General features: G+C 42.1%; 29 protein-coding genes and 1 tRNA gene. 29 read left to right on the top strand and 1 reads right to left on the bottom strand.

All coding sequences use genetic code 11. The features are described from left to right. Positions 1-45 precede the first annotated feature (45 nt). From M3175_RS17495 to M3175_RS17380, 24 genes are all read left to right on the top strand, one after another. Positions 46-372 (top strand): magnetosome magnetite crystal formation protein family, encoded by a 327-nt coding sequence (locus M3175_RS17495; RefSeq protein ID WP_119709992.1) that lies wholly within the window; start codon positions 46-48, stop codon positions 370-372. Between the two features lie 21 nt (positions 373-393). After that, complete coding sequence (locus M3175_RS17490; protein WP_251521760.1) at positions 394-1,500, top strand: DUF4097 family beta strand repeat-containing protein; 1,107 nt, start codon at positions 394-396, stop codon at positions 1,498-1,500. Between the two features lie 15 nt (positions 1,501-1,515). Then, positions 1,516-1,878 carry a phage holin family protein gene (locus tag M3175_RS17485; protein WP_251521757.1) on the top strand — a complete coding sequence of 121 codons (363 nt, stop codon included), beginning with the start codon at positions 1,516-1,518 and terminating at the stop codon, positions 1,876-1,878. A gap of 126 nt (positions 1,879-2,004) precedes the next feature. Then, complete coding sequence (locus tag M3175_RS17480) at positions 2,005-3,609, top strand: alkaline phosphatase (RefSeq protein WP_251521754.1); 1,605 nt, start codon at positions 2,005-2,007, stop codon at positions 3,607-3,609. A 129-nt stretch (positions 3,610-3,738) separates the two neighbouring features. Beyond that, positions 3,739-4,677, top strand: coding sequence for an HPr(Ser) kinase/phosphatase (gene hprK / locus M3175_RS17475; RefSeq protein WP_251521751.1), 939 nt, complete (start codon positions 3,739-3,741; stop codon positions 4,675-4,677). Between the two features lie 21 nt (positions 4,678-4,698). Continuing rightward, complete coding sequence (gene lgt, locus M3175_RS17470; protein ID WP_251521748.1) at positions 4,699-5,517, top strand: prolipoprotein diacylglyceryl transferase; 819 nt, start codon at positions 4,699-4,701, stop codon at positions 5,515-5,517. A 116-nt stretch (positions 5,518-5,633) separates the two neighbouring features. Next, entirely contained in the window at positions 5,634-6,578 is a 945-nt protein-coding gene (locus M3175_RS17465; protein WP_251522201.1) for a nucleoside recognition domain-containing protein, read from the top strand. After that, on the top strand, positions 6,568-7,221 hold the full coding sequence (gene ppaX, locus M3175_RS17460; protein ID WP_251521745.1) for a pyrophosphatase PpaX: 654 nt from the start codon (positions 6,568-6,570) through the stop codon (positions 7,219-7,221). The genes M3175_RS17465 and ppaX overlap by 11 nt, the downstream gene beginning before the upstream one ends. Further along, positions 7,218-7,757, top strand: a complete 540-nt coding sequence (locus tag M3175_RS17455; protein WP_251521741.1) for an acyltransferase — start codon at positions 7,218-7,220, stop codon at positions 7,755-7,757. Before ppaX ends, M3175_RS17455 begins: the two co-directional genes overlap by 4 nt. A gap of 227 nt (positions 7,758-7,984) precedes the next feature. Next, on the top strand, positions 7,985-9,163 hold the full coding sequence (locus M3175_RS17450; RefSeq protein WP_251521738.1) for an ATP phosphoribosyltransferase regulatory subunit: 1,179 nt from the start codon (positions 7,985-7,987) through the stop codon (positions 9,161-9,163). 2 nt (positions 9,164-9,165) lie between these two features. Further along, positions 9,166-9,804: an ATP phosphoribosyltransferase gene (gene hisG, locus M3175_RS17445; protein WP_119709982.1), complete on the top strand. Its 639-nt coding sequence runs from the start codon at positions 9,166-9,168 to the stop codon at positions 9,802-9,804. A 5-nt stretch (positions 9,805-9,809) separates the two neighbouring features. Then, positions 9,810-11,075: a histidinol dehydrogenase gene (hisD, locus tag M3175_RS17440; RefSeq protein ID WP_251521735.1), complete on the top strand. Its 1,266-nt coding sequence runs from the start codon at positions 9,810-9,812 to the stop codon at positions 11,073-11,075. A gap of 114 nt (positions 11,076-11,189) precedes the next feature. After that, positions 11,190-11,777 carry an imidazoleglycerol-phosphate dehydratase HisB gene (gene hisB, locus M3175_RS17435; protein ID WP_251521732.1) on the top strand — a complete coding sequence of 196 codons (588 nt, stop codon included), beginning with the start codon at positions 11,190-11,192 and terminating at the stop codon, positions 11,775-11,777. Beyond that, positions 11,778-12,413, top strand: coding sequence for an imidazole glycerol phosphate synthase subunit HisH (gene hisH, locus M3175_RS17430; protein WP_251521729.1), 636 nt, complete (start codon positions 11,778-11,780; stop codon positions 12,411-12,413). After that, entirely contained in the window at positions 12,410-13,138 is a 729-nt protein-coding gene (gene hisA, locus M3175_RS17425; protein ID WP_251521724.1) for a 1-(5-phosphoribosyl)-5-[(5-phosphoribosylamino)methylideneamino]imidazole-4-carboxamide isomerase, read from the top strand. The genes hisH and hisA overlap by 4 nt, the downstream gene beginning before the upstream one ends. Before the next feature lies 1 nt (position 13,139). Then, complete coding sequence (hisF, locus tag M3175_RS17420) at positions 13,140-13,898, top strand: imidazole glycerol phosphate synthase subunit HisF (protein ID WP_251521722.1); 759 nt, start codon at positions 13,140-13,142, stop codon at positions 13,896-13,898. After that, on the top strand, positions 13,895-14,536 hold the full coding sequence (hisIE, locus tag M3175_RS17415) for a bifunctional phosphoribosyl-AMP cyclohydrolase/phosphoribosyl-ATP diphosphatase HisIE (protein ID WP_251521719.1): 642 nt from the start codon (positions 13,895-13,897) through the stop codon (positions 14,534-14,536). Before hisF ends, hisIE begins: the two co-directional genes overlap by 4 nt. A 174-nt stretch (positions 14,537-14,710) precedes the next feature. Next, on the top strand, positions 14,711-16,192 hold the full coding sequence (locus M3175_RS17410) for a tetratricopeptide repeat protein (protein WP_251521716.1): 1,482 nt from the start codon (positions 14,711-14,713) through the stop codon (positions 16,190-16,192). Positions 16,193-16,295: 103 nt separating this feature from the next. Continuing rightward, on the top strand, positions 16,296-17,246 hold the full coding sequence (gene trxB / locus M3175_RS17405; RefSeq protein ID WP_119709974.1) for a thioredoxin-disulfide reductase: 951 nt from the start codon (positions 16,296-16,298) through the stop codon (positions 17,244-17,246). A 293-nt stretch (positions 17,247-17,539) separates the two neighbouring features. Further along, positions 17,540-17,998: an NUDIX hydrolase gene (locus tag M3175_RS17400; protein WP_066058777.1), complete on the top strand. Its 459-nt coding sequence runs from the start codon at positions 17,540-17,542 to the stop codon at positions 17,996-17,998. Positions 17,999-18,010: 12 nt separating this feature from the next. Continuing rightward, the gene (gene rapZ / locus M3175_RS17395) at positions 18,011-18,904 is read left to right on the top strand and encodes an RNase adapter RapZ (RefSeq protein ID WP_160548677.1); all 894 of its coding nucleotides are present in this window, start codon (positions 18,011-18,013) and stop codon (positions 18,902-18,904) included. Continuing rightward, positions 18,901-19,884 carry a gluconeogenesis morphogenetic factor MgfK gene (gene mgfK, locus M3175_RS17390; protein ID WP_251521713.1) on the top strand — a complete coding sequence of 328 codons (984 nt, stop codon included), beginning with the start codon at positions 18,901-18,903 and terminating at the stop codon, positions 19,882-19,884. Before rapZ ends, mgfK begins: the two co-directional genes overlap by 4 nt. A 37-nt stretch (positions 19,885-19,921) precedes the next feature. Next, entirely contained in the window at positions 19,922-20,875 is a 954-nt protein-coding gene (gene whiA, locus M3175_RS17385; RefSeq protein WP_251521710.1) for a DNA-binding protein WhiA, read from the top strand. Between the two features lie 40 nt (positions 20,876-20,915). Next, complete coding sequence (locus M3175_RS17380; RefSeq protein ID WP_251521706.1) at positions 20,916-21,173, top strand: HPr family phosphocarrier protein; 258 nt, start codon at positions 20,916-20,918, stop codon at positions 21,171-21,173. A 49-nt stretch (positions 21,174-21,222) separates the two neighbouring features. Here M3175_RS17380 and clpP read toward each other — a convergent pair whose 3' ends face one another. Further along, positions 21,223-21,864 (bottom strand): ATP-dependent Clp endopeptidase proteolytic subunit ClpP, encoded by a 642-nt coding sequence (clpP, locus tag M3175_RS17375; protein ID WP_285852332.1) that lies wholly within the window; start codon positions 21,862-21,864, stop codon positions 21,223-21,225. Positions 21,865-22,362: 498 nt separating this feature from the next. On the opposite strand from clpP, the gene M3175_RS25085 reads away from it, so the two are divergent. The 5 genes from M3175_RS25085 (at position 22,363) to M3175_RS17350 (ending at position 25,903) form a co-directional block, all read left to right on the top strand. Continuing rightward, complete coding sequence (locus M3175_RS25085) at positions 22,363-22,911, top strand: DUF6241 domain-containing protein (RefSeq protein WP_251521700.1); 549 nt, start codon at positions 22,363-22,365, stop codon at positions 22,909-22,911. A gap of 90 nt (positions 22,912-23,001) precedes the next feature. Then, positions 23,002-23,073 (top strand) — tRNA-Arg (locus tag M3175_RS17365). Positions 23,074-23,179: 106 nt separating this feature from the next. Further along, entirely contained in the window at positions 23,180-24,493 is a 1,314-nt protein-coding gene (gene rpoN / locus M3175_RS17360) for an RNA polymerase factor sigma-54 (RefSeq protein ID WP_251521697.1), read from the top strand. A 14-nt stretch (positions 24,494-24,507) separates the two neighbouring features. Next, the gene (locus M3175_RS17355; RefSeq protein ID WP_251521695.1) at positions 24,508-24,756 is read left to right on the top strand and encodes a glutaredoxin family protein; all 249 of its coding nucleotides are present in this window, start codon (positions 24,508-24,510) and stop codon (positions 24,754-24,756) included. A 127-nt stretch (positions 24,757-24,883) separates the two neighbouring features. After that, positions 24,884-25,903, top strand: coding sequence for a sugar-binding transcriptional regulator (locus M3175_RS17350; RefSeq protein ID WP_251521692.1), 1,020 nt, complete (start codon positions 24,884-24,886; stop codon positions 25,901-25,903). Positions 25,904-25,918: the final 15 nt, after the last annotated feature.

Genomic DNA, 25,918 nt, shown 5'->3' with positions numbered 1-25,918 from the left:
TTTATTTATTATGTACGTACATATGAGCAGAGGAGATGAAGAAAAATGAATACGAATAAAGTTTTGGCCGGTATGAGCTACTTGAGTATCTTTTTCGCTGGGTTTATTTTTCCATTGGTCGTATTTTTGGTTTCATCTAGTTCTTATGTCAAACAGCATGCGAAGAAAGCTTTTTTGTCGCATTTAATCCCAATTGTTCCCGTTCCGTTTCTAGTCGGTTCAGCGGTTTACCTAGATATGACTAATCAATTAACAGACACAGCACCGATTGCGATTATTGTTGGCGCGCTTTTAACGGGATTAATCGCCATCATCGTTACGATTTGGAATCTTGTAAAAGCGATTAAAGTCTTTGCAAATGAAGATTACTAGTCCATTGGGGAGGGTATTAATATGAAAGAAGAGAGAAAACGAATTTTACAGATGGTAGAGGAAGGAAAGCTTAAGGTAGATGAAGCATTGCTACTGTTAGAAGAGTTGGAGAAATCCAATACTTCTATGGAAGAAAAGCAACAAAAATTATACAGTGAGCTTTCAACGGTCGTGAATTTTGAGGAAGGGAAAAAGTCGTCAGGTTTTTCATATCAAAAGGCTCAGTCTGCTAAAGAAAAAATACTAGAGTTTGTTGATGTAGCATTTAAAAAGATTAAAGATTTTGATCTTGATTGGAATTTTGGTCAATCGGTAGATGTATCACATATTTATCAACAAACCCACGCAAGAGTAAAGGATATTGATATTGACGTGGCCAATGGATCAGTGACCCTTATTCCGTGGGACCAATCAGATGTTCGCGTCGAATGTGAGGCAAAGGTGTATCGTGTGGAATCACCTGAGGAAGCAAAAAGCCTTTTTATCAAAGATGTGTTATTTTCGGTAGAAGGGGATAAACTACGTTTCGGAGCACAACAAAAATGGATGAAGGTTCAGGCAAAGGTATACGTGCCTTCAACGGACTTCGACCATATTCGTATTCGCATGTTTAACGGACCGATCACAGGTGAAAACCTTGTAGTGGCGTCGTTTAAAGCAAAAACAGCAAATGGAAAAGTGGATGTGTCGAACATTAAGGGGTCAAAAGCAGAACTGGAAACAGCCAATGGGCAAATAAACGTGCAACAAAGCCAAATCCTAGACTTTGAAGCAGAAACGATAAATGGAGCGATCAGAGTGGACGGTACCTATAAAAAGCTCGACCTTCAGTCCTTTAACGGTAATATTGAATGTGAGTTGGCTGGAGACCAAAGTGATGTGGTGGTAGCCAAAGCAACAACAGGCTCCATCAAAGTGAAGGTACCCTCTTCATGGGCATTAAGCGGAGAGCTTAAGTCTAATCTGGGTGGCTTTCAAGTAGATGTTGATGATATTTCAGTTGTAGAAAATAAAAGTGAAGTTGTTCAAAAAATATTTAGTTTTAAATCTACAAGACCATTAGATGCCTTTACAACGATTCTTGCAGATACAAAGACCGGTTCAATTTCGTTGAAAAAAGTGAAATAAGAATGGATGATTGCGATGAGATGGCTAATAGGAATAGGAATTAATGCAATTTTATTTATCGCACTGGCAGGCTATTTTGAAAACTCCTTTTATATAGAAGGCTTTGGGGCTGCATTGGCCGCGAGTTTCATATTAGCGATACTAAATATGCTGGTAAGGCCTATTTTAATTATATTAACTTTGCCGATCACGATTGTGACGCTTGGTGCGTTCTTGCTAGTCATCAATGCATTGACTCTCCTGCTCACCGATGAATTGGTCGGTTCCTCCTTTGAAATCGAAGGATTCTGGATGGCTTTCTTCATCGCACTCATCATGTCGATCGTAAATGTCATCCTTCAGAAAACCGTGTTTCGAGATAAGAAAGAAAATAACTAATTTTAACCCTCCTTTTTAAAGCAAAGGAGGGTTTTTTATTGGCTTATTCCAACACGAATTTCCATTTTCCCGTTTACTTTCCAACAACATGAGTAAAATAAACAACGATTGGGAAAGGAGGCGTTTATGAGCAAGAAACTTTTAATCACAACCTTAGCCTGTATTTTTTCACTTGGAAGTGTAGGTTGTACAGAGATGAAAGCCCAGCAGCTCCATACCGAGTCCCCGAGGAATGTCATTATGATGGTGATGGACGGAACGAGTTCGGGAGCGGTCACATTAGCCCGCTGGTATAAAGGAAGAGATCTTGCGCTAGATCAGATCTTGACGGGGGGCGTGCGAACGTATTCGGCAGAATCTGCCATTACAGACTCTGCCGCTGCGGCAACCGCTCTGGCGACTGGAAACAAAACGGATGAGCATTATATTGGTCTTCTTCCATCGAAAATTACGACACCAGGTAAGCAGGACGAGAATCCGAAGCATGCGCTCATGCCGGTAGCCAATGTTCTAGAAGGAGCAAAACAAGTAGGAAAAGCGACGGGGATCGTTGCCACCTCTGAAATTCAACACGCCACACCGGCTGGATTTTCCACACATGTTATGAGCCGAAAGCAAGAAGAAGATATTGCTGAACAACAGGTGTATCAAGGAATCGATATTGTCCTTGGCGGTGGGAACGTTCATTTAACAAATCGTAAAGATCAGGAAGATCTACAAAAGGTGATTAAAGAAAAAGGCTATCAAATGGTCAACACAAGAAGTGAATTACAAAAGGCGAACGGTTCAAAGATATGGGGGAGCTTTGCGGAGAAGTCACTTGCGTATGATATTGATCGTCCGGCAACCCAACCTTCTGAGCCCACTCTTGCCGAAATGACAAACAAGGCAATTCAAACCCTTTCGAAAGATGAAGATGGATTTTTCCTGTTTGTTGAAGGAAGCAAGATTGACTGGGCTGCTCACAAAAATGATATTGTTGGCATGATTAGCGATGTGTTAGCTTTCGACGAGGCGGTAAAGGAAGCAGTCACGTTTGCTGAAAGAGATGGAAATACGATGGTGATTGCCGTGACCGATCATGGAAATAGTGGAATCTCGATAGGAAATCAGCAAACATCAAGATCGTATGCACATACTCCTGTCGAAAACTTCATTCAGCCACTGAAAAAAGCCAAGCGAACGGTCGAGGGGGCATTACAGGATCTAAAGCAAGATCGCTCCAATATCAAACAAGTGGCGAAGCAGTATGGTCTGGATGATTTATCAAACAACGAAGTAAGAATGCTAATAAACTCCGATCATGTAGGTGCGGTTCTGGCTGCTATGTTAGCGAAAGAAGCGAATCTTGGATTTACAACATGGGGGCATACGGGAGAAGATGTATTTCTATACGCTTACGGTCCCTCACATCCATCAGGCTACCTGGAGAACACGGCGTTACCTGAAAAAATGGCAGAGTTCATGGGAGTTAACTTAGAAAAGTTAAGCCAGTCATTATTTATTAATGCAAAGGAAACCTTCGAGAAACAAGGCTTCGTCACAAAAATTGATCAATCGAAAAAATATAATCCTGTATTTGTAGCAACTAAAAAAGGAGCATCCATTGAAATTCCTGCTAATAAAAATATCATCACGGTGAACGGAAAGTCACATTCGCTGGATGGGGTTTCGATTTTCAATGGAAGAGACTTTTTTGTAAGTGAACAAGTAAAAGAGTTTCTCCCTTAATTTCAGCCCTTCTCAATTTTGAGGAGGGTCATTTTTTTGACAAAATAAGAGGATCAAATTTGGTTCTTTAAAAAAAGATGGTAAAATAGATAGGAATTGTCTCTTTACATATAGAGGAGGAAGACGACCATGGCGAAAGTTCGTACAAAAGATATTATTGAAAAATTTGACCTTGAGTTAATTAGTGGAGAAGAAGGAATAAATCGCCCGATCACGATGAGTGATATCTCTAGACCGGGTATTGAAATAGCGGGCTTTTTCGATTATTATCCAGCCGAGCGGATTCAACTGCTTGGGAAAACAGAGCTAACCTTTGCGGAAAAATTGTCGCCAACTGAGCGTGCCATTCGTATGGAAAAGCTTTGTACGGATGTCACACCTGGAATCATTGTAACAAGGGAGCTTGAGGTACCTGAAGAGCTGATCGAAGCGTGTGAACGTGAGGCTGTGCCACTTATGCGTTCTAGACAAAAGACGACTCGTTTTTCTGGACGTTTGACGAACTTTTTAGAAAGTAAGCTTGCGCCTACAACCGCTGTTCATGGTGTTCTTATTGATATTTATGGTGTAGGGGTTCTGATCACGGGGAAAAGTGGAGTCGGAAAAAGTGAAACAGCTCTTGAACTTGTCAAACGTGGACATCGATTGGTCGCAGACGATTGCGTAGAGATTCGTCAAGAGGATGAAGATACACTCATTGGTAATTCTCCGGAATTGATTGAGCATTTACTTGAAATTCGCGGGTTAGGGATTATTAACGTGATGACGCTGTTCGGAGCAGGAGCGGTTCGAAGTCATAAACGGATTACCCTAGTCATTAACCTAGAGTTATGGGACCAAAACAAGCAGTACGACCGCTTAGGATTAGATGAAGAAAAATTGCGTATTATTGACACAGATATAACCAAATTAACCGTTCCCGTTCGACCTGGTCGGAACTTAGCCGTTATTATAGAAGTAGCTGCAATGAACTTCCGTCTAAAACGAATGGGAGTGAACGCAGCAGAGCAGTTTACGAATCGCCTGGCTGATGTGATTGAAGAAGGCGATCATGACGAAGAACATTAATCCTAAGGGGGATGAGCTGTAATGGAATCAACTATTCAACCGATTGACCCGATCGCGGTATCACTCGGTCCAATCCAAATCCATTGGTATGGTGTGATCATTGGGTTGGGTATTGCACTTGCTTTATTTTTAGCAATGCGAGAAGGAGAAAGAAGGGGTCTACATAAAGATATTTTCCCTGATTTGATGCTTTGGGCGATACCTATTGCGATCATTTCGGCACGAATTTATTATGTGGCATTTGAGTGGGATTATTACTCGCAAAATCCAGGTGATATTATCAAGATTTGGAACGGCGGTATTGCGATTCATGGAGCACTAATCGGATCGGTTATTACAGCGATTGTGTTTTCAAGGAAGAAAAACATTTCATTTTGGAAGCTTGCAGATATCGCAGCACCGAGTATTATTCTTGGGCAAGCCATTGGACGTTGGGGGAATTTTATCAACCAAGAGGCACATGGTGGCGAGGTGACAAGAAGCTTTTTAGAAGGATTATTCTTACCAGAGTTCATCATTAATCAGATGTATATTGATGGGGCCTATTACCATCCAACTTTCTTATATGAATCGATCTGGAATCTTGTAGGATTCGTTTTATTAATGTCATTAAGAAGGGTGAATCTACGACAAGGAGAGATTTTCCTTTCGTATGTGATTTGGTATTCGATCGGTCGCTTCTTTGTGGAAGGAATGCGTACGGACAGCTTGATGCTGACAGAATCTTTACGTATTGCTCAAACGATTTCGATCGCGTTAATACTTTTAGCTGTGGGCTTAATCGTTTATCGAAGAATAAAAGGATACGCAAAGGTTCGCTATTTGGACCAGAGTGTGTAAAACATAGAGATAAAGGGTGCAATTTCTCCTTACGAAAGCTGGTGTTGCCACACAACAAAGGCTTACTTCAGGTGAAACTACCCCCATCCTTATACAAAAGGGAGCACGGAGAGAAGATGCTACAATCTACGAAAACAGGGTTTTTCGTCGGTTTGAAGACCGTTTGGGCATTGGGGAAGATTATATTTCCGGTGGCCCTTATTGTTGCTTTGCTGCAGCACACCCCTGTTCTGCCATGGGTGATTAAGTTAATTACCCCTTTGATGGGGATTTTTGGACTATCTGGTGATGCAGCGATTCCACTCGTACTAGGAAACTTTCTAAATCTGTACGCGGCAATCGGTGCCATGCTAACGATTGATTTAACGATAAAAGAAGTGTTTATCATCGCAGTCATGCTTTCTTTTTCACACAATATGTTTGTGGAATCGAGTGTTGCGATTAAAGTAGGAGTGAAGCTTTGGATAGCACTAGCCGTGAGAATTGGGTTGGCGATTTTTTCAGGAATGATTATTAATCTAGTATGGCAAGGTGGAAGTGAACGTGCCCAATATGGACTAGTGGCTGCGAAAGAAGAAAGTGTGAGTGGAGTCATTCCGATCCTTTTCGAAGCTTTGCAAACAGCCGCACTTGGAATTGTTCAGTTAGCCATGATTGTCATGCCGTTAATGATTGTGATTCAAGTATTAAAGGACTTACAATGGCTTCAAGTGTTTTCGCGATGGATGGCTCCAGTGACAAAAGCATTAGGAATGAAGGAAAATACGTCAACTACTCTTGCGGCAGGATTGATTTTTGGCCTTGCGTATGGAGCAGGCGTCATGATTCAGGCCGTAAAAGAAGATGGAGTGAGTAAAAAGGACGTAACGATTGCGTTTATTTTCCTCGCAGCCTGCCACGCAGTTGTGGAAGATACCCTCATCTTTATACCATTAGGAATTCCTGTCCTTCCATTGCTACTCATCCGTTTGGTGTTGGCAATCATATTGACCGCCATTGTGGTAAAAATCTGGAATCGAGTTGAGTTCTCAAAACGAAAGGAAACAGTCTATGACCACTAAAACGACAACCATCTTATTTGATTTAGACGGAACATTAATTGATACAAACGAACTGATTATTCAATCCTTTCTACACACCTTGCAACACTACTATCCTGACCAGTACAAGCGAGAAGATGTGATCCCGTTCATGGGACCAACGCTTGTAGAAACATTTGGTGCGATGAATCCGGAAAATGTCGAGGAAATGATTAAGACCTATCGTACCTTTAACATTAGCAATCATGATTCTCTCGTGAAAGAGTTCGAGGGTGTAAAAGAAACGGTTATGGCCTTAAAGGAAAAAGGGTATAAGATTGGAATCGTGACGTCGAAAATGTCTGACGTCGTGATGAAAGGGTTGAAGCTAACTAAGCTAGATCCTTATTTTGAAATTGTCGTTGCACTTGATCATGTCGAAAAAGCAAAGCCAGACCCAGGTCCAGTACGTATGGCTTTAGAAAAACTGCATTCTTCTCCAGAAGAAGCCATCATGGTTGGAGATAACCACCATGATATTTTAGGAGGGAAAAATGCGGGAGTCAGAACGGCTGCGGTTGCCTGGTCAATTAAAGGCCGCGACTACTTAGCCAAGTACAACCCAGACTATATGCTTGAAAACATGACCGATTTACTGGCCGTTTTAGAGGCAGAAGGTCAATGAGAAGGACGACTCGCTACCCCGTTGAAGGAGCGAACTCTCTCTGGCATGTATACAAAACCGTCCCATTTGTAAAAGTGGTTAAAAACTTCATTGTCATCCAACTTGCACGTTATACACCGTTTTTAGGAATGAAAAATTGGCTGTATCGAACATTTCTCAAAATGAATATTGGTGACCAAACCTCGTTTGCTCTTATGGTGATGCTCGATATTATGTTTCCGGAAAAAATCAGTGTGGGTAAAAACACGGTCATCGGTTATAACACCACGATTCTTGCACACGAATACTTAATCAAAGAGTATCGGTTAGGAGAAGTGCAAATCGGCAGCGAAGTAATGATCGGAGCAAATACGACGATTTTACCGGGCATCACCATTGGGGATGGGGCCATTGTGTCAGCAGGAACGCTCGTTCATAAGGATGTTCCAGCAGGAGCGTTCGTTGGTGGCAACCCCATGCGAGTAATTTACACAAAGGAAGAACTCGCAGAAAGATGGGAAGAGGATGCGATTTACGGAAATAATAAGCTTCATTAACGCAAGTTAGTGAGGCTTTTTTGTATATTCAATGGTCGTTTGGGGTCTATGATCGAGCCATTATTGCGCTAGCAATAACAGCGAAGAGAATGGGCACCAATCGACACTTTGACCAATTTTTCAGTTGACGACCTCCTTGTGAAAGGAGTAAACTACATATAACTTCAATTTGCTAACATATTAGCGAACTAAAGGATTCGGAACATTTAGATATAGAGGTGATTGTCTTGAGTCGTTTATTTATGTTCGAAAAACCGCTTGGAATGAGAGATACCCTTCCAGGATTGTATGAAATGAAAAGCAGTGCTAGAAATGCGATACAATCAGAAATGAAACGTTGGGGTTTTCAGTTTATTGAAACACCCGCACTAGAATATTATGAAACGGTTGGAACAGCTTCAGCTATTCTTGACCAGCAATTGTTTAAATTATTAGATTCACAAGGACATACTCTTGTCCTGAGACCGGATATGACGGCACCAATTGCACGTGTTGCAGCATCTAAATTGCTGAAGGAAGACTTGCCACTACGTTTAGCCTACTCGGCAAATGTATACAGAGCACAGCAAAGAGAAGGCGGTAGACCTGCAGAGTTTGAGCAAATCGGTGTGGAGTGTATTGGTGACCATACGATTAGCGCAGACGGAGAGGTCATCGCTCTATTAATCTCGTCATTACGTGAGGTTGGACTACCAAAGTTCCAAATTTCCGTAGGTCATATCGGCTTTGTACAAACCTTGTTCCAGCAGATTCTTGGAACGGAAGAGCGTGCACAAGCCTTAACGAAATTTTTATATGAAAAAAATTACGTAGGATATCGTGAACATGTGAAAAACCTCGCGTTATCTTCCATTGATAAGCAAAGATTATTAGATTTCCTAAAGCTTCGCGGAGGCGAAGAGGTTTTAAGCTTTGCCAATGATATTATTGAAAACGAAAGTGGTCGTGAAGCACTTTCTCAGCTTCAACAATTGTGGGAGATTGTCGTAGCCTTCGGTGAGGAAGATAAGCTGAAGTTTGACCTCACATTAATCAGTCATATGAGCTACTACACGGGAATTGTATTTGAAGTATACTCTCATGCGGTAGGTACACCGATTGGAAATGGCGGCAGATACGATCTTCTTTTAGAAAAGTTCGGGAAGGCAACGGGAGCGACCGGATTTGCACTATACTTAGACCGTTTAATCGAAGCGCTTGGTGGACTATCAGAAGAAACACCAATGACATGTATTTTATTCAGTGATGAACGAAGACAGGAAGCATACACGGTGGCAAAAGAAAGACGCGCCATCGGAGAAAAAGTCGTGTTACAAGATATCAATGGAGTGAAAAATATTGATGCATGCACGAATCAATATACAGATATCGTCTTTTTAATCGGAAAAGCAGGCAGGGGGTCTTAACAGTGAAGGAAATGCTAACAATTGCAATGCCGAAGGGGCGGATTTTTGACGAAGCAGTCGAGCTTCTGCGTCAAGCGGGCTTCAATCTTCCACCAGAGTTTGAAGACTCTCGCAAGCTCATTATTGATGTGGAACAAGAGCAATTTCGCTTTATTTTAGCGAAGCCGATGGACGTCCCCACATATGTAGAACACGGAGTAGCTGATTTAGGAATTGCAGGGAAAGATGTTATGCTTGAAGAAGAGCGTGACGTGTATGAACTATTAGATTTGAAAATTAGTGCCTGCTACTTGGCGGTTGCAGGTTTACCAAATACAAAGATGAACGATGTGGCTCCAAAGGTGGCGAGCAAGTATCCGAATGTGGCAGCAGCCTATTTCCGTGAACAAGGGGAACAGGTGGAGATCATCAAGCTGAATGGTTCGATCGAACTGGCACCGATTATCGGATTATCTGATCGCATTGTAGATATCGTGTCTACTGGAAAAACATTGGTCGAAAATGGACTTGTAGAGTATGAGCGCATTGCTGATATTACCTCTCGTCTGATTGTAAATCCGGTCAGCTATCGAACAAAGGATGAGCGAATTAGTGAGATCGTTGATAAGTTAACAGACGTGATACACGGTGTAAGGAGCTGAACAGGATGAACATTCAAAAGGTGAGTGAGGCGGTTTCCATTAAGCGTTCAGTGGACGCAGGAACCGAGGAGCAACGCCAAACGGTGAAGGCGATTATTGAAGATGTACGAAAAAATGGAGATACAGCACTATTTGCTTATACAGAAAAGTTTGATCGAGCCACGCTAACATCGATGCAGGTTTCGGAAGAAGAAATTCGTGAAGCATACGACACAACAGGTGCGGAATATGTGGCGATTATCATGGAAGCAGCTGAGAATATTCGCTCGTTTCACGAAAAGCAGGTTCGCAATTCTTGGCTGACAACTGAAGCGAACGGAACGATTCTTGGTCAAAAGGTAACACCGCTTGATTCCGTTGGCGTGTACGTGCCAGGTGGAACGGCTGCATACCCATCTTCTGTTCTAATGAATGTGATGCCGGCAAAAGTGGCTGGGGTTGAACGCATTGTCATGGTGTCTCCTCCAGGTGCCAATGGAAGGTTACCAGCTGCCGTTGTTGTTGCGGCCCAAGAAGCCGGTGTGAAGGAAATTTTCAAAGTAGGGGGAGCACAAGCAGTCGCCGCTCTTGCTTACGGAACAGATGCGATTAAGCCGGTTGATAAAATCGTAGGTCCGGGAAACATCTATGTGGCCTTAGCCAAGCGTGAAGTGTTCGGTGACGTCGACATTGATATGATTGCAGGTCCGAGTGAAATTGCTATTTTAGCAGATGATACGGCTCGTGCAAGTGAAGTGGCAGCCGATCTTCTATCTCAGGCGGAACATGACGAAAGAGCGTGCTGTGTGCTTGTTACCACATCGCAAAAATTAGCGGAACAGGTTTCGGAGGAGGTTCTTCGTCAGTTAGAAACACTTCCGCGTAAGGCGATTGCCGAACAATCCATCGCTGATTACGGAGCGATCTATGTGGCAGACACATTAGAAGAAGCGATTGCCACCATTAATACATTGGCACCAGAGCATTTAGAAGTAATGACGGCTAATCCAATGGAGCTTTTAGGGCAAATCAAACATGCGGGTGCGATTTTTATCGGTCGATATAGTTCCGAACCAGTCGGAGACTATTTCGCAGGTCCCAACCACGTGCTACCAACAAACGGAACGGCCCGTTTCTCAAGCCCATTAAACGTAGACGATTTCCAAAAAAAATCGAGCATTATCTCATACAGTGAAAAAGCATTACAACAAAATGTCGAGAAAATTGCCGCCTTCGCAAGACTCGAAGGTCTAGAAGCCCACGCAAGAGCGGTGGAATCGCGATTTAAATAAAAGGAATATGGGGCGTTTCCACCCGAAGAAGCTTTGTTGCGCAGCAACAACAGCTTACGAAAGGGAAAATGCACCCCACCCACGAAACTAGTTTTATGAACAGGAGGATTCGGGATGACAAGGTCAGCAAGCATTACAAGAAAAACAGGTGAAACAAATATAGAACTTGCTTTAACGATTGATGGAGAAGGGAAATCAGAACTAGAGACGGGCGTTCCTTTCATGACGCATATGCTTGATTTATTTACAAAGCACGGTCAATTTGATTTATCCATCAACGCCAAAGGTGACACAGAGGTGGATGATCACCACACAACAGAAGACATCGGCATCTGCTTAGGACAAGTCCTTCGTGAAGCTTTAGGCGATAAAAAAGGAATCAAGCGCTATGGGAATGCCTTTGTACCAATGGATGAGACACTTGCACAAGTAGTCGTTGACTTAAGCAACCGTCCGCATCTAGAAATGCGCGCACACTTTCCAAGTCAAAAGGTAGGAACCTTTGATACCGAGTTAGTTCACGAATTTCTTTGGAAGCTTGCCCTTGAAGCACGAATGAACCTCCATGTGATCGTTCACTATGGTCAAAATACGCACCATATCATCGAAGCGATTTTTAAAGCATTGGCTAGAGCATTGGATGAGGCAACAACGATTGACCCAAGGATAAAGGGCGTTCCATCAACGAAAGGAATGTTGTAAATGATCGGAATTATTGATTACGGAATGGGGAATTTATTCAGCGTTTCGAAGGCCCTCGAACGGCTCGAAGCTCCTTACTTCATTTCAGAAGATGCTAGCGAACTGCTAGAAGCTGATAGCTTAATCTTACCAGGGGTTGGATCGTTTAAAGATGCCATGGAGAAGCTGAACGAATCAGGCCTCACTGCAATGATCAAGGAATACGTGAATACTGGAAAGCCTTTGCTAGGTATTTGCCTTGGGATGCAGCTATTATTTGAGGAAAGTGAAGAGAACGGATTAACAAAGGGGTTGGCGTTACTACCAGGAAACGTAGTTCGTTTTCCAGGAGAAACTCCCGAGGGAGAGGCGTACAAGGTTCCGCATATGGGCTGGAACAATATTCACTTCTTCCGCTCGTCGCCAATTTTAGAAAATATCCATGAAGATTTTGTGTATTTTGTTCACTCGTACTATGTGAATACGTCGGATCATGAGGTTGTGATCGCTAGTTGCGATTATGACGTTGAAGTCCCTGCTGTAGTAGGCCGTGGAAATGTATTCGGAATGCAGTTTCACCCGGAAAAAAGCAGCAAGCTAGGCATGGAGCTATTACGTAATTTTACTGAGCTAACGAAAGAAAGGGTGGCACGATGAGCTTTACTATTTATCCAGCGATTGATATGCGCGGAGGCAAATGCGTCCGCCTTTTACAAGGTGATTATAATCAAGAAACCGTATATGGAGATTCCCCATTTGATATGGCAAAAAGCTTTGCTGACGCAGGAGCCGAGTGGATACATATGGTCGACCTTGACGGAGCAAAGGATGGAAAGCGTGTGAACGACCGCTTTGTGATCGAGGCTGCTCAAAAGCTTGATGCGAAAGTGCAAATTGGTGGAGGTATTCGTACCGAGGAAGATATTCTTCATTACTTAAATAATGGTGTATCACGTGTCATTATCGGGAGTGTGGCCGTGTCTAACCCTAAGTTTGCCATTGAAATGATTCAAAAGTACGGAGAAAAGATCGCGATTGGTCTCGATGCGAAGGATGGCTATGTAGCAACACATGGTTGGCTCGATACTTCTTCTGTTAAAGCGGTTGAGCTTGGAAAGCGACTTGCTGAGGCGGGAGCAGAGACGTTTATTTTTACAGACATCGCAACAGATGGGATGCTTTCTGGCCCGAACTTATTGGCTGTAGAGAAACTGGCGGTTGAGACAGGAAAAAGCGTCATCGCTTCTGGTGGAGTAAGTGAGTTGGCTGATTTGCGAGCTTTGAAGGAGCTTGTAGGAAAAGGCGTGAGCGGTGCAATTGTCGGAAAAGCGATTTATGAAGGACGATTCTCTGTTCCTGAAGCATTGAAAGAGGTGAAGTAACATGCTAACAAAGCGTATTATTCCATGCCTAGATGTCAAGGACGGTCGTGTGGTAAAAGGAATCCAATTCGTACAGCTGCGCGATGCAGGAGACCCAGTGGAACTGGCTCGTTTTTACGATGAGCAGGGAGCGGATGAGTTAGTCTTTTTAGATATTTCGGCTTCACATGAAGGGCGCGGTACAATGGTGGATGTGGTGAAATCTGTTGCCTCCGAGCTAGCGATTCCGTTTACAGTAGGTGGAGGGATCAATTCCCTTGAAGATATGAAGCGGATTTTACGTGCCGGTGCGGATAAAGTGTCATTGAATACAGCTGCTGTGCTAAATCCGGAGCTTATTACTGAAGGAGCGAACTTCTTCGGGACACAATGTATCGTTGTTGCTATTGACGCAAAGTACGATGAAGAGCTTGGTTCGTGGCGAGTATTCACTCATGGTGGTCGAAAAGCGACCGAATATGAAGTTATCCAATGGGCAAAAGAAGCAGTTCTCCGCGGGGCAGGGGAGATTCTGTTAACAAGTATGGATAGTGATGGAGAAAAGAAGGGCTTTGATGTGGCGTTAACTCGTGCCGTAAGTGAGGCGGTATCGGTACCGGTTATTGCGTCTGGTGGTGCTGGAAACTCCGAGCATTTTGCGGAAGCCTTTTTAGAAGCAAAGGCAGATGCAGCTTTAGCAGCGTCGATTTTCCACTACAAGGAAACATCTGTTGAAGAAGTGAAATCATTTTTAAAAGAAAAAGGGGTGAACGTACGATGAATGTAAAATTTGATGAAAACGGTTTGTTACCGGCAATTGTTCAGGATGCAGTGACGAAGGAAGTTTTAACACTTGCGTATATGAATAAGGAATCTTTAGATAAATCTATCGAAACGCGAGAGACATGGTTTTACAGCCGCTCGCGTCAGGAGCTTTGGCATAAAGGGGCAACAAGCGGGAATACACAGAAAATCGTTGATATGAAGTTCGATTGTGACCAAGATGCAGTGGTTGTATTGGTAGAACCAGCTGGTCCTGCCTGCCACAACGGAACAACAAGCTGTTTTACAGAGAGTGTGTTCACAGGTGAGGATGCAGTGTCTGGTGCGGAAAGCCTAGCAGACTATCAAATTTTGTTTGAACTTGAGCAATTGATTCGCAACCGTGAAAAAGAACGTCCAGAAGGTGCCTACACGACGTACCTGTTTGAAAAAGGCGTCGATAAGATTTTGAAAAAGGTCGGCGAAGAAGCATCTGAAGTCATCATCGCTGCAAAAAACCGTGATGCCGAGGAGCTAAAGTGGGAAGCAGCCGATCTACTGTACCACTTATACGTATTGTTGGTGGAGCAAGGCTTGCCAGCTCGAGACGTATTGTCCGTATTGAATAAGCGACATGAAAAATCAGCAACAAAATAACCAGCCGTGGGGCTGGTTATTTGTTTTTGGACAAAGCTTCCCTGTTAACCTTTCCACATTCATGGTTTCAGCCACATAGGACTTATGATATAATAATTAGGTTAAACATATTTTTTTATAATTTACTTCATTACATCTAAGAAGTGCTTGTAAACACGTTAAATGGAGGATTTCATGAGCAAAGACTCTAAAGCATATCAACCTAAAGGTAAATTGTTGTCTTTTCATCCAACTGGTGAATACTACTTTGCGAAAGGCTTAAAGGCGTATCAACGGAGGGATTTTTATAAATCAAAAAAATATTTGGAGCGTGCGATTCAGCTAGAGCCGGGCGAACCGATGATTTATTGTCAGCTGGCGATTGTTTGTACAGAGCTGGGTGACTATCAGCAGTCTAATCGCTATTTGCACGAAATTTTAGAAGAACTGGATGAGCATATGCTAGAGTGCCATTATTTCTTGGCTAACAACTACGCACATCTCGGTCTTTTTAAAGATGCATACACACACGCGTCGCTCTATTTAAAGTTGGATCAGGACGGAGAGTTTGTCGAGGATACGGAAGAATTAATCGACTTACTAACTCTTGAAGCGGAGGAGCTTGAAGAGGACCTGTACGAAGAGGATGACTTAATCGTAAAACAGGATGAGGCGCGCCGTTTATTAGAGTCGGGACATTTTCCAAGAGCGGTTGACCTTTTAGAAGAGGTGATCGAGGAATTTCCTGAATATTGGTCAGCTTACAACAATCTAGCCCTTGCTTATTTCTATCTAGGAGAAACAGACAAGGCGGACAGCATTCTTGAGGATGTACTCTCGAAAAATCCAGGCAACCTGCATGCGCTGTGCAACAAGCTTGTGTTTGCTTTTTATCTGAAGGATAAAGAGAAAGTAAACAGCTTGAAAGAAGTGTTGAAAAAGATTAAGCCAATGCTGCACGAACATCAATTCAAACTTGGTGCAAGCTTTGCGCTAGTTGGAGAGTATGAACTCGCTTACGGTTGGCTAAGAAAGCTTCAACGAGTAGGTTTTGAAGGAGATGGACCGTTTTATTACTGGCTATCCTACTCTGCGTATCATACAGATCGTCAATCTATGGCTGAGCAAGCCTGGAAAAGAGTTCTTGAATTTAGCCCTGAAAAAGAAGGGCATGAACCATGGGAAAAAAATAAGCCAGAAGCAGCTGGCTTTGAGCATATTCCAAAAGCGATTCATCAAAAGCTAGAAAGCAGCTTTATAGAAGAGCGTTTATTCGGGTTATTCCTTGCTTCATTATCGGGAGAAAAAGATAAACTTTTAACTTCTATGAAGCCGAAGTTCTCGATTGAAAAGGAATACGTCGATCTTTTAAGCATGGAAACTTGTGAAAAACCTATCATGCGTTCAGGGCATGAGACAGCAATGGAACTTTACAAGCAACATCAACCAATTGGAACGACACAATCGAGCTTGTTTCTATTATGGTTTACCATTTTGCCAGGTCTTATGAAAGAAAATGTGCAAGCAAACAACTCAAAGGCGTTGGCAGCTGCGACCGAATATATGTGGAGAAAGCAACGAGGCGAACGAACATCACAGCAGCAGGTAGCTAAGCTGTACAGTCTATCTAGCTCCACCCTTCAGAAATATGTCAAAATTGTAAAAGGGCTCATTTAGTGAGCATATATTTGGACTCCACTCACTTTGTTTTATAGGATAAGGGTAACAAGGAAATACTAAATCCAAGTATTGTTTTCTTTTTTAAAAGGAGTGAAAAAACGTGTCTGAAGAAAAAATTTACGATGTCATTATTGCCGGTGCTGGTCCTGCTGGGATGACGGCTGCTGTGTATACATCACGTGCGAATCTTTCTACATTAATGATTGAGCGCGGTGTGCCGGGTGGACAAATGGCGAACACAGAAGAGGTTGAAAACTATCCAGGTTTTGACCATATTTTAGGACCTGAACTTTCTACAAAAATGTTTGATCACGCAAAAAAGTTTGGTGCTGAGTACGCGTATGGTGATATAAAAGAAGTAATTGATGGTGAAGAGTATAAGACGGTTGTAGCTGGTTCGAAGCAGTACAAAGCTCGTGCAGTGATTATTACAACTGGTGCTGAATATAAGAAAATTGGCGTTCCTGGTGAAAAAGAGCTTGGTGGCCGTGGAGTTTCTTACTGTGCGGTTTGTGATGGCGCATTTTTCAAAGGAAAAGAACTTGTTGTTGTGGGTGGAGGAGACTCTGCGGTGGAAGAAGGAGTGTACTTAACACGCTTCGCTTCTAAAGTAACGATCGTTCACCGTCGTGACGAGCTTCGTGCCCAAAAAATTCTTCAACAACGTGCGTTTGACAATGAGAAAATTGATTTCATCTGGAATCACACAGTGAAGCAAATCAATGACAAAGATGGCAAGGTTGGAAGTGTTACTCTTGTGTCAACACAAGATGGAGCTGAGCAGGAATTCCAAGCAGATGGCGTATTCATCTATATTGGAATGGTTCCTCTATCAAAACCGTTTGCAAACCTTGGCATTACTAACAGCGACGGATACATTGAAACCAATGACCGTATGGAAACGAAAGTTCCTGGTATTTTTGCTGCTGGAGATATTCGTGAAAAAACACTTCGTCAAATTGTTACTGCAACAGGTGACGGAAGTATCGCTGCTCAAGCTGCGCAACACTATGTAGAAGAACTAATGGAATCATTAAAGCAAAAAGCATAACAATGGAAAAGCTAGCCTGTTTGGGTTAGCTTTTTCTTATAAGTGCATCACTTCATCGATTCTTAACAAAACGTAATCTGCAATTAATTATACTGTAACAGTAGTGAAACATTGTTCGTGTAGAATAAGAATTGAAATTGACCCCCTTTTAAGATATATATCTTTGGCACAGGAACATGTCCTGTGCTCTTTTTTTATATATGTCCATTTCCTATTCATTGTGAGCCCTTTGTAAAAATAGTATAATAGTAAGAATAAAAGTCGTTAATTCTAGTCCCTGAGGTGATTGAAGCGTGCAACGAGTGACAAATTGTGTATTGGTAAAGGATAATAAAGTCTTGCTGCTCCAAAAGCCTAGACGTGGCTGGTGGGTGGCTCCCGGTGGAAAAATGGAGCCCGGTGAATCAGTGAGAGACTGCTGTATTCGAGAGTACCGTGAAGAGACGGGTATTTACTTGAGAAACCCCAATATTAAGGGCATATTTACATTTATCATGAAAGATGGAGACCAAGTTGTTTCAGAATGGATGATGTTCACCTTCTTCGGAACAGAAGCTGATGGAATCAATCTGGATGAGTCAGAGGAAGGAAAGCTTGCTTGGCATGACTTTCATCAGATTAAAGATTTACCGATGGCAGAAGGGGATTATCATATATTGGACTACATGATCCACGGTCAAGGAATCATCTATGGCACTTTTACATATACAACCGATTTTCAGTTAATTCAATATCGTCTTGATCCTAGCTAAGGAGGAATTTTTATGAGTACTGGAGCGACACAAGATACACAAATGGTGATTATTACAGGGATGTCTGGTGCAGGGAAAACAGTCGCCATTCAAAGTTTTGAAGATCTAGGTTTTTTCTGTGTGGATAACCTGCCACCAACCTTATTGCCAAAATTTCTTGAACTTATGAAAGAGTCCGGAAATAAGATGAATAAGGTAGCGCTTGTAATGGATTTAAGGGGGAGAGAGTTTTTCGACCACTTATTCAAAGCGCTCGATGATCTTGCAGAAACATCATGGGTGACACCGCAAATTCTATACTTAGATGCGGATGATTCCACGCTTGTTCGTCGCTACAAGGAAACTCGACGTACTCACCCGCTTGCTCCGTCCGGACTTCCATTAGAAGGCATTCAGCTGGAGCGAGAGCTGCTAGAAGAATTAAAGGGAAGAGCACAGCTAATCTACAATAGCTCACAAATGAAACCGAAAGAATTGCGCGAGAAAATCTTAACGGAGTTTTCAGCGAATAAGCAAACGATCTTTACAGTCAATGTGATGAGCTTTGGATTTAAGTACGGAATTCCGATTGACGCAGACTTAGTTTTCGATGTTCGCTTTTTACCGAACCCGCACTATATTGAGTCGATGAGACCAAAGACGGGTCTTGATGAGGACGTTTCAAAGTATGTATTAAAGTGGAATGAAACGACGAAGTTCTTAGAAAAAGTAACAGAGTTGTTAGCGTTTATGCTTCCACATTACAAACGTGAGGGGAAAGCTCAGCTTGTGGTAGCCATCGGATGTACTGGTGGGCAGCATCGCTCGGTCGCATTGACTGAAACCATTGCGCACCACTTTGAAAAAGACTATGAAACTCGAATCACTCATCGTGACATCGAAAGGAGAAAGGAACAAACTACATGACGAAGATTCGACAGCCTCGAATTGTGATTATTGGGGGCGGAACAGGGCTACCGGTGTTGCTTCGCGGTTTAAAGAAGTTTCCCGTTGATATTACGGCCATCGTTACGGTTGCTGACGATGGCGGTAGCTCTGGACGCCTTCGAGATGAAATGGACATTCCTCCTCCGGGAGATGTGCGCAATGTGCTAGCGGCATTATCAGATGTAGAACCGTTAATTGAGGAAATGTTTCAGCACCGTTTTGCGACTGCTAATGAATTATCTGGTCATTCGCTTGGTAATTTGATTTTAGCAGCGATGACATCCATTACAGGGAATTTCACTCATGCTATCCAAGAGATGAGCAAGGTATTGAACGTGCGTGGGAAGGTGCTTCCTGCTGCTACACAAAGTGTGGTGTTGCATGCAGAAATGGAGGACGGCACAATCGTTTCAGGGGAATCGAAAATTCCTTATTCCGGAAAACGGATTAAGCGAGTGTTTTTAACACCTGGTGATGCGACTCCGCTTCCAGAGACTCTTCAAGCTATTCGAAAAGCGGACTTGATCGTAATTGGACCAGGAAGCTTATATACTAGTATCTTGCCTAATCTTCTTGTACCAAAGCTTGGCGAGGAAGTGTGTCGTGCAAAGGCAAAGAAGGTATATATTTGCAACTTAATGACTCAAGCGGGTGAGACGCTTGATTATTCCGCAAGCGACCATGTGAAAGCGATTTACGAACATATGAAGAGCGAGTTTATGAACACTATTTTAGTAAATAGGGAACATATCCCAGAAGAGGTTCTTACTCGCTATAGCGAAGAGCTAGCAAAACCTGTACACTTTGATTTAACTACTCTATATGATTTAGGACTCGAAGTGGTAGAGGGAGAAATCATGAGCCTTGAAAATGGAGTGATTCGCCATGACACAAGGGAAGTAGCAAATATTTTATATTCTCTATTAATAAATGAAACCCGCAAGCGGTCTAAAGCGTAGAAGAACATAAGCAACCGTTTGTGTAGGAGGTGAAGATGTGTCATTCGCTTCGGAAACGAAAAAAGAGTTAACGAACATTGAAGGAAAAGAATGCTGCGGGAAAGCGGAGTTGTCCGCTTTGATTCGAATGAATGGCTCATTGTCCTTCTCTAATCGAAAACTAGTGGTCGATATCCAAACGGAAAATGCTGCGATTGCACGAAGAATTTATACGTTGGTAAAAAAATATTACGACGTTCAAGTAGAACTCCTAGTTCGAAAGAAAATGAGATTGAAAAAGAACAATGTGTATATTGTAAGACTTTCACAGGATGCAAAGAGTATCTTAGAGGATTTATTTATCCTAGAAGAAGGATTTGTGTTTGCTCACAATATTGCTGAGGTACTTATTAAAAAGAAATGCTGTAAGCGCTCCTATTTACGTGGAGCATTTTTAGCAGGGGGTTCGGTGAATAATCCGGAAACTTCCTCTTATCATCTCGAAATTTTTTCACTTTATAAAGAGCATAACGACTCTTTATGTGAATTGATGAATACATTTGGTTTAAACAGCAAAACGCTAGAAAGAAAAAAGGGCTTCATTACGTATTTAAAGGAAGCTGAAAAAATCACCGAATTTCTAAATATTATCGGTGCCCATAATGCACTGCTAAGGTTTGAAGACATTCGGATTGTACGTGACATGCGTAACTCGGTGAACCGGTTGGTCAATTGTGAAACTGCGAACTTAAACAAGACGATTGGTGCGTCTTTACGACAGGTTGAAAATATCCGGTTTATACAAGATACCGTAGGTCTTCATATTCTACCTGAAAAGCTTAGAGAAATAGCAGAGCTTCGTATTGCTTACCAAGATGTCACGTTAAAGGAACTAGGGGAAATGGTATCTGGAGGGAATATTAGTAAATCAGGTATCAATCATCGTCTTCGTAAAATTGACGAAATTGCTGAAAAGCTCCGAGTCGGGGAAAATGTGAGTAAAACCATGTAATGATATAGATAAAAGATATGGATAGGGGAGGAAAGCAAGTATGGTGGAGAAACAAGTGGTAGTAAAGTTGAAGACTGGTTTACAGGCACGCCCTGCAGCGTTGTTTGTACAAGAAGCAAATCGTTTTTCGTCAGAAGTGTTTTTAGAAAAAGACGGCAAGAAGGTAAATGCAAAGAGCATCATGGGGCTTATGAGTTTAGCTGTTAGCTCAGGTTCATCTGTAAATTTAATCGTTAATGGAACGGATGAAGATGCAGCACTTGAAGCATTAGAAAAATACGTTCAAAAAGAAGCATAATAAAGAAAACTCGCTCCAGTATGAGAGCGAGTTTTTTAATGTTGAAATATTATTTTTCTTCCTTCTTCGTTTCAAGCGTGTTGCGTGAAATGATATGGTCAACTAGGCCATATTCCTTTGCACGTTCAGCTGTCATGAAGTTGTCGCGGTCTGTGTCTTTAGAAATGACTTCGATTGGCTGACCAGTACGCTCAGCAAGAATGCCATTTAACTTTTCACGAAGGAAAAGGATACGCTTCGCAGCGATTTCGATTTCCGTTGCTTGACCTTGTGCTCCACCTAGTGGTTGGTGAATCATTACTTCTGCGTTTGGAAGAGCGTAACGCTTACCTTTTGTACCAGCAGCAAGAAGGAATGCACCCATTGATGCTGCCATACCGATACAAATGGTTTGAACGTCAGGCTTAATGAACTGCATGGTGTCGTAAATTGCCATACCAGCCGTAATGCTTCCGCCTGGTGAGTTAATGTAGATGGATATGTCTTTTTCAGGATTTTCCGCTTCTAAGAATAATAACTGAGCGACGATTGAATTAGCCACATTATCGTCAATTCCACTTCCAAGCATGATAATGCGGTCTTTTAATAGGCGTGAGTAAATATCGTATGCACGCTCTCCACGGTTCGTTTGCTCAATAACTGTAGGGATTAAATTCATTTCTTTTTCCTCCTTTAATTGAGAGTCAAACATACAATTGATTAAGTATGTTTAAAGTATAACTGTATGTATTTTCATGATACACTCATGGTCAATAAAGGTCAAACAAATAGCTGCAGAATTGTTCGACACAAATTGCTATGTACTTTTAAACCCACTTTCCATCATACCCACTGGGCAGTTTTTTAAACAAGAAATTGAGCTTTTCCGCTATACTGGAAATGGGAACTGTTGTAAAATGTAGGGTAATAATAATGGGGGATTTACATAGTGGTGGATGGGTTTGAGGTAGTGGGATCGGTTGAACGCGAATGAGAGTTGGTAATCGCAGGTGAAGTTTGAGGATCGCAAATAAAATCCCAGAATCACAAATAAAATCTCAAAATCGCAAATAAATTCAAAGAATCAACAAACAAACTCTATGAATCTGCAAGAAACATCCGTAAAAGCCACCCCAAGCACCCTTAACCCAAAAAAATCGAGCAAATCAACATCACAAATGCCAAAAAGTTAGCAAAGGGAGTGGGAAACGTGGAAACGAAAAAGACCTTCAAACTTAACAAAATACAAATCGCAGCAATTAGTACAGGCCTAGTGATCATGGCTGGTTTTGGAGTATTTTCGTATTGGACAAATGCCACTCCATCAAGCGGTGGAACGGACAGGGTTCTCAAGCAGGCAGAGGAAGCAGAGGCATCCGTTGAAGGTGGAGGACTTGAGATTCAAATTGACGAAAACGTGGAGCAAGTCTTTCCAAGTGACTTAAAAGAATTCGAAGTACAATCTGCTATTCATCATATGTCACATCAAAAGGTGGAAGCCGAAAAGAAATGGGGAGCCATTCTTATAACGGAAGAACGAGTCAAGCGTCTCTATGATGTGGTGGTTGCCAATCAAATGGAATATAAATATGCGAACACGTACATCAAGATTCTCGAAAGATGGCTTGAAGGGGATTTTTCCCAGGCAGTCAGTGACCATAATACGATATGGGAATTACAGGACGGAAATGTTGGAAAAGCGACCGGCCTGTTAAGTATGAAAGAAGAAGAGAAATTTATAGAGAAGTATAGGAAGTAGAGCGGAAACAGGGGACGACTAGTCGTTGACAGCATTGCGAATCATCTAGTATGATGTAAGAGCGCTTATTTTACATATAAGCACTTTTCTGCCCTCGTGGTGCAACGGATAGCACGTAAGATTCCGGTTCTTGAAATGGGGGTTCGATTCCCTCCGAGGGCGTCTTTTATATGAAGAAACACTTGTCACTATAGACAGGTGTTTTTTTATTACCTACCCATTCAATTCCCTCTTATCTTCATGTAAAATAGATAGTGGGGGTGAGAAGATGAATTTAAAAGCAGGTTTGTGGCAACAGCAGACGTTAAAATTAAAGATGACGCAAGAACTATCTCAGGCGATTACGCTACTTCAGTATTCTTCCCAGGAGCTTACGGCTTTTTTAGAAAGCAAAGCATTGGAAAATCCCCTTATTCAGATTGAAACCTCCCATGTTAAAACGATGGATCCTCGCAAAGATCGACCGAAAAAAACGAGAGTCATAGATAAAGATCAGCAAAACTGGATTGAGCAAATAGGAAAAACTGCCACGAGCCTTTATGACCATTTATACGCTCAAGTAGTGAACCACTCGGAAGTGAAGCTACTTAAGACTTTTTTAGAATATATTGATGGAAACGGTTACATCGTAGTGAGCAACGTAACACTTGCTACTTCATTGGGCATTTCACACGAGAAAGTAGACTCATTAGTTGCTATTATCCAAGACCTTGAACCAGTAGGTGTAGGTGCGCGGTCATTAGGGGAGTGTTTATTCTTACAGCTCATCCGTATTCCGAACCGAAATCCTTTAGCGGAAAAATTGGTCAGTGATCATTTTGTGGAGTTTGCGGAAAAGAAATGGAAAACACTATCCAAACAACTAAACGTCAGTCTTTCTGATATTCAAGCGGCTTTTGATTTGATTCAAACATTAAACCCGCGCCCAGGGGCTGGCTTTCATGAAGAAGCACCGTCCTATGTGATTCCAGATGTATCGGTCAAATGGGACGGGAAACATTTTGAAATCAGTGTGTTCGATGACGTGCTCCCTAAGCTTACGTTCCAACAGGAGTATTATCAGCAATTTTCATCCGTTAAAGATGCAAGTCTCAACAAATACTTGCAAGAAAAGCAACAGGACTATTCGTGGATTGTCAGAAGCTTAGAGCAACGAAAAGAAACCATTACAAAGGTGTCGCTTGCGATCGTACAAAGACAGCAAGACTTTTTTGAAAAAGGGCCGTTGCACTTAAAACCGATGACGATGAGAGAAATTGCGGAGGAAATTGAAGTGCATGAATCCACTGTTAGTAGAGCGGTCCGTGAAAAGTATATGCAAACCCCGTTTGGAACATTTGAGCTGAAATCGTTCTTTACAAACATGGTTTCTACGACCAACTCAGAGGCCACTTCTTCCAACCAGGTGAAGGATGCCATTAAGAAATTGGTGGATGGGGAAGATAAAGCAAAGCCTTATTCCGATCAGGAAATTTTAGATATACTAAAAGAAAACGATGGATTTGTAATATCCAGACGGACGGTGGCCAAATACCGGGATCAGCTCGGAATTCCATCTTCGTCAAAGCGAAAGAGATTTTAAAAGGGGATTGTCTAATGATTATTGAGTTTTATACTAGAAAAAGATGTCCTTTATGCGAAAAAGGAAAAGCGATTCTCACCGAACTCCAGGAAAGCTTGCGGTTTGAAATCATCGAGAAGGATATTGATACGAATGATGAATGGAACGAGCAGTATGGATTAATGATTCCTGTCGTGGTGTTGGACGGGGAGGAAGTTCAATATGGACAGTTAGACAAAATGTTCATAAACGAAGCGCTTACAAAAAAAATACACCGTATATGAGTTGAAAAGGGAAATCGCACCTGTTAGAATAAGTTTTGTAGCAGGGGTGATTTTTTTTACCTTCAGCGGGACACATTATGTCTATGAGGGACATATAATGTCCATATAGGATGAAGGAGACATCAATATGCAGTCGATCATTGATATCCAAAAAAGATTATTACCTGATTTGCTCTCTGTTATGCAGGAACGTTTTCATATTTTACAGTACATAGGTTCCATGGAGCCAGTTGGTCGTCGAAGCTTATCTGTCAGTCTCGGTGTAACAGAACGAGTCCTCAGAAGTGAAGTTTCCTTCTTAAAAGAACAAGATTTAATTACTATATCAAGTGTAGGAATGAGTCTTACTGAAGATGGAAGGGATTTACTAGAGGGATTAGAAGCGGTTATGCGTGAGATATCAGGTATCGACATAATGGAAGAAAGACTCCGAAGGAAACTTGGTATTCAGCAAGTGATCATTGTAGCGGGTAACAGTGATGAGTCACCATGGGTAAAAAGCGAATTAGGAAGAGCTTGTGCTCTTTGTATGAAAAATTCGTTGCAGGGAAAAAATATCATCGCAGTTACTGGTGGTACAACAATGGCAACTGTAGCAGAGATGCTAACTCCAGACCTCGGCAAAGATATACTTTTTGTACCAGGACGCGGAGGAATTGGGGAAGATGTTCAAAATCAAGCCAATACCATTTGTGCCAAAATGGCTGAAAGAACCAAATCAAGCCACAAGGTGCTCTATGTCCCTGATCAAGTAAGCAGTGAAACGTACCACATGATGTTGAAGGAACCTCATATTAAAGAAGTTCTTGGTTTAATCAAATCTGCAAGCATGGTTTTACACGGAGTAGGAGACGCTATGACAATGGCCCAACGCCGGCGGACTAGCGTGGAGGACTTGAGTAAAATCGAAGAAAGGCAAGCGGTTGGTGAAGCATTCGGGTATTACTTTAACGAAGCAGGAGAAGTGGTTCACAAAGTAAGAACAGTTGGACTTCAGCTCGATGATCTAGCAAAGACAGGGCATGTGCTCGCTGTTGCTGGAGGGGCTTCAAAGGAAAAAGCAATTCGCTCTTATATGAAGCAAGCTCCAAAAAACACCGTATTAATAACGGATGAAGGAGCCGCAACAAAGTTATTACAGGGTTAACGCCCTTAAATAAAA

The organism is Robertmurraya korlensis (assembly GCF_023715225.1).
In the GTDB taxonomy this organism is placed as follows: Bacteria; Bacillota; Bacilli; order Bacillales; family Cytobacillaceae; genus Robertmurraya_A.
This window is presented reverse-complemented; position numbering and strand designations above follow the sequence as displayed.

Bases quoted from the DNA above. Each gene is read 5' to 3' on its own strand.
- hisD (WP_251521735.1), top strand. From the start codon at position 9,810: ATGAACATTCAAAAGGTGAGTGAGGCGGTTTCCATTAAGCGTTCAGTG.
- hisIE (WP_251521719.1), top strand. From the start codon at position 13,895: ATGAATGTAAAATTTGATGAAAACGGTTTGTTACCGGCAATTGTTCAG.
- M3175_RS17480 (WP_251521754.1), top strand. From the start codon at position 2,005: ATGAGCAAGAAACTTTTAATCACAACCTTAGCCTGTATTTTTTCACTT.
- M3175_RS17355 (WP_251521695.1), top strand. From the start codon at position 24,508: ATGATTATTGAGTTTTATACTAGAAAAAGATGTCCTTTATGCGAAAAA.
- M3175_RS17465 (WP_251522201.1), top strand. From the start codon at position 5,634: ATGCTACAATCTACGAAAACAGGGTTTTTCGTCGGTTTGAAGACCGTT.
- hisA (WP_251521724.1), top strand. From the start codon at position 12,410: ATGAGCTTTACTATTTATCCAGCGATTGATATGCGCGGAGGCAAATGC.
- M3175_RS17490 (WP_251521760.1), top strand. From the start codon at position 394: ATGAAAGAAGAGAGAAAACGAATTTTACAGATGGTAGAGGAAGGAAAG.
- mgfK (WP_251521713.1), top strand. From the start codon at position 18,901: ATGACGAAGATTCGACAGCCTCGAATTGTGATTATTGGGGGCGGAACA.
- rapZ (WP_160548677.1), top strand. From the start codon at position 18,011: ATGAGTACTGGAGCGACACAAGATACACAAATGGTGATTATTACAGGG.
- rpoN (WP_251521697.1), top strand. From the start codon at position 23,180: ATGAATTTAAAAGCAGGTTTGTGGCAACAGCAGACGTTAAAATTAAAG.
- M3175_RS17380 (WP_251521706.1), top strand. From the start codon at position 20,916: ATGGTGGAGAAACAAGTGGTAGTAAAGTTGAAGACTGGTTTACAGGCA.
- hisH (WP_251521729.1), top strand. From the start codon at position 11,778: ATGATCGGAATTATTGATTACGGAATGGGGAATTTATTCAGCGTTTCG.
- hisB (WP_251521732.1), top strand. From the start codon at position 11,190: ATGACAAGGTCAGCAAGCATTACAAGAAAAACAGGTGAAACAAATATA.
- clpP (WP_285852332.1), bottom strand. From the start codon at position 21,864: ATGTTTGACTCTCAATTAAAGGAGGAAAAAGAAATGAATTTAATCCCT.
- M3175_RS17350 (WP_251521692.1), top strand. From the start codon at position 24,884: ATGCAGTCGATCATTGATATCCAAAAAAGATTATTACCTGATTTGCTC.
- M3175_RS17485 (WP_251521757.1), top strand. From the start codon at position 1,516: ATGAGATGGCTAATAGGAATAGGAATTAATGCAATTTTATTTATCGCA.
- M3175_RS17455 (WP_251521741.1), top strand. From the start codon at position 7,218: ATGAGAAGGACGACTCGCTACCCCGTTGAAGGAGCGAACTCTCTCTGG.
- hprK (WP_251521751.1), top strand. From the start codon at position 3,739: ATGGCGAAAGTTCGTACAAAAGATATTATTGAAAAATTTGACCTTGAG.
- ppaX (WP_251521745.1), top strand. From the start codon at position 6,568: ATGACCACTAAAACGACAACCATCTTATTTGATTTAGACGGAACATTA.
- hisF (WP_251521722.1), top strand. From the start codon at position 13,140: ATGCTAACAAAGCGTATTATTCCATGCCTAGATGTCAAGGACGGTCGT.
- M3175_RS17410 (WP_251521716.1), top strand. From the start codon at position 14,711: ATGAGCAAAGACTCTAAAGCATATCAACCTAAAGGTAAATTGTTGTCT.
- lgt (WP_251521748.1), top strand. From the start codon at position 4,699: ATGGAATCAACTATTCAACCGATTGACCCGATCGCGGTATCACTCGGT.
- M3175_RS17495 (WP_119709992.1), top strand. From the start codon at position 46: ATGAATACGAATAAAGTTTTGGCCGGTATGAGCTACTTGAGTATCTTT.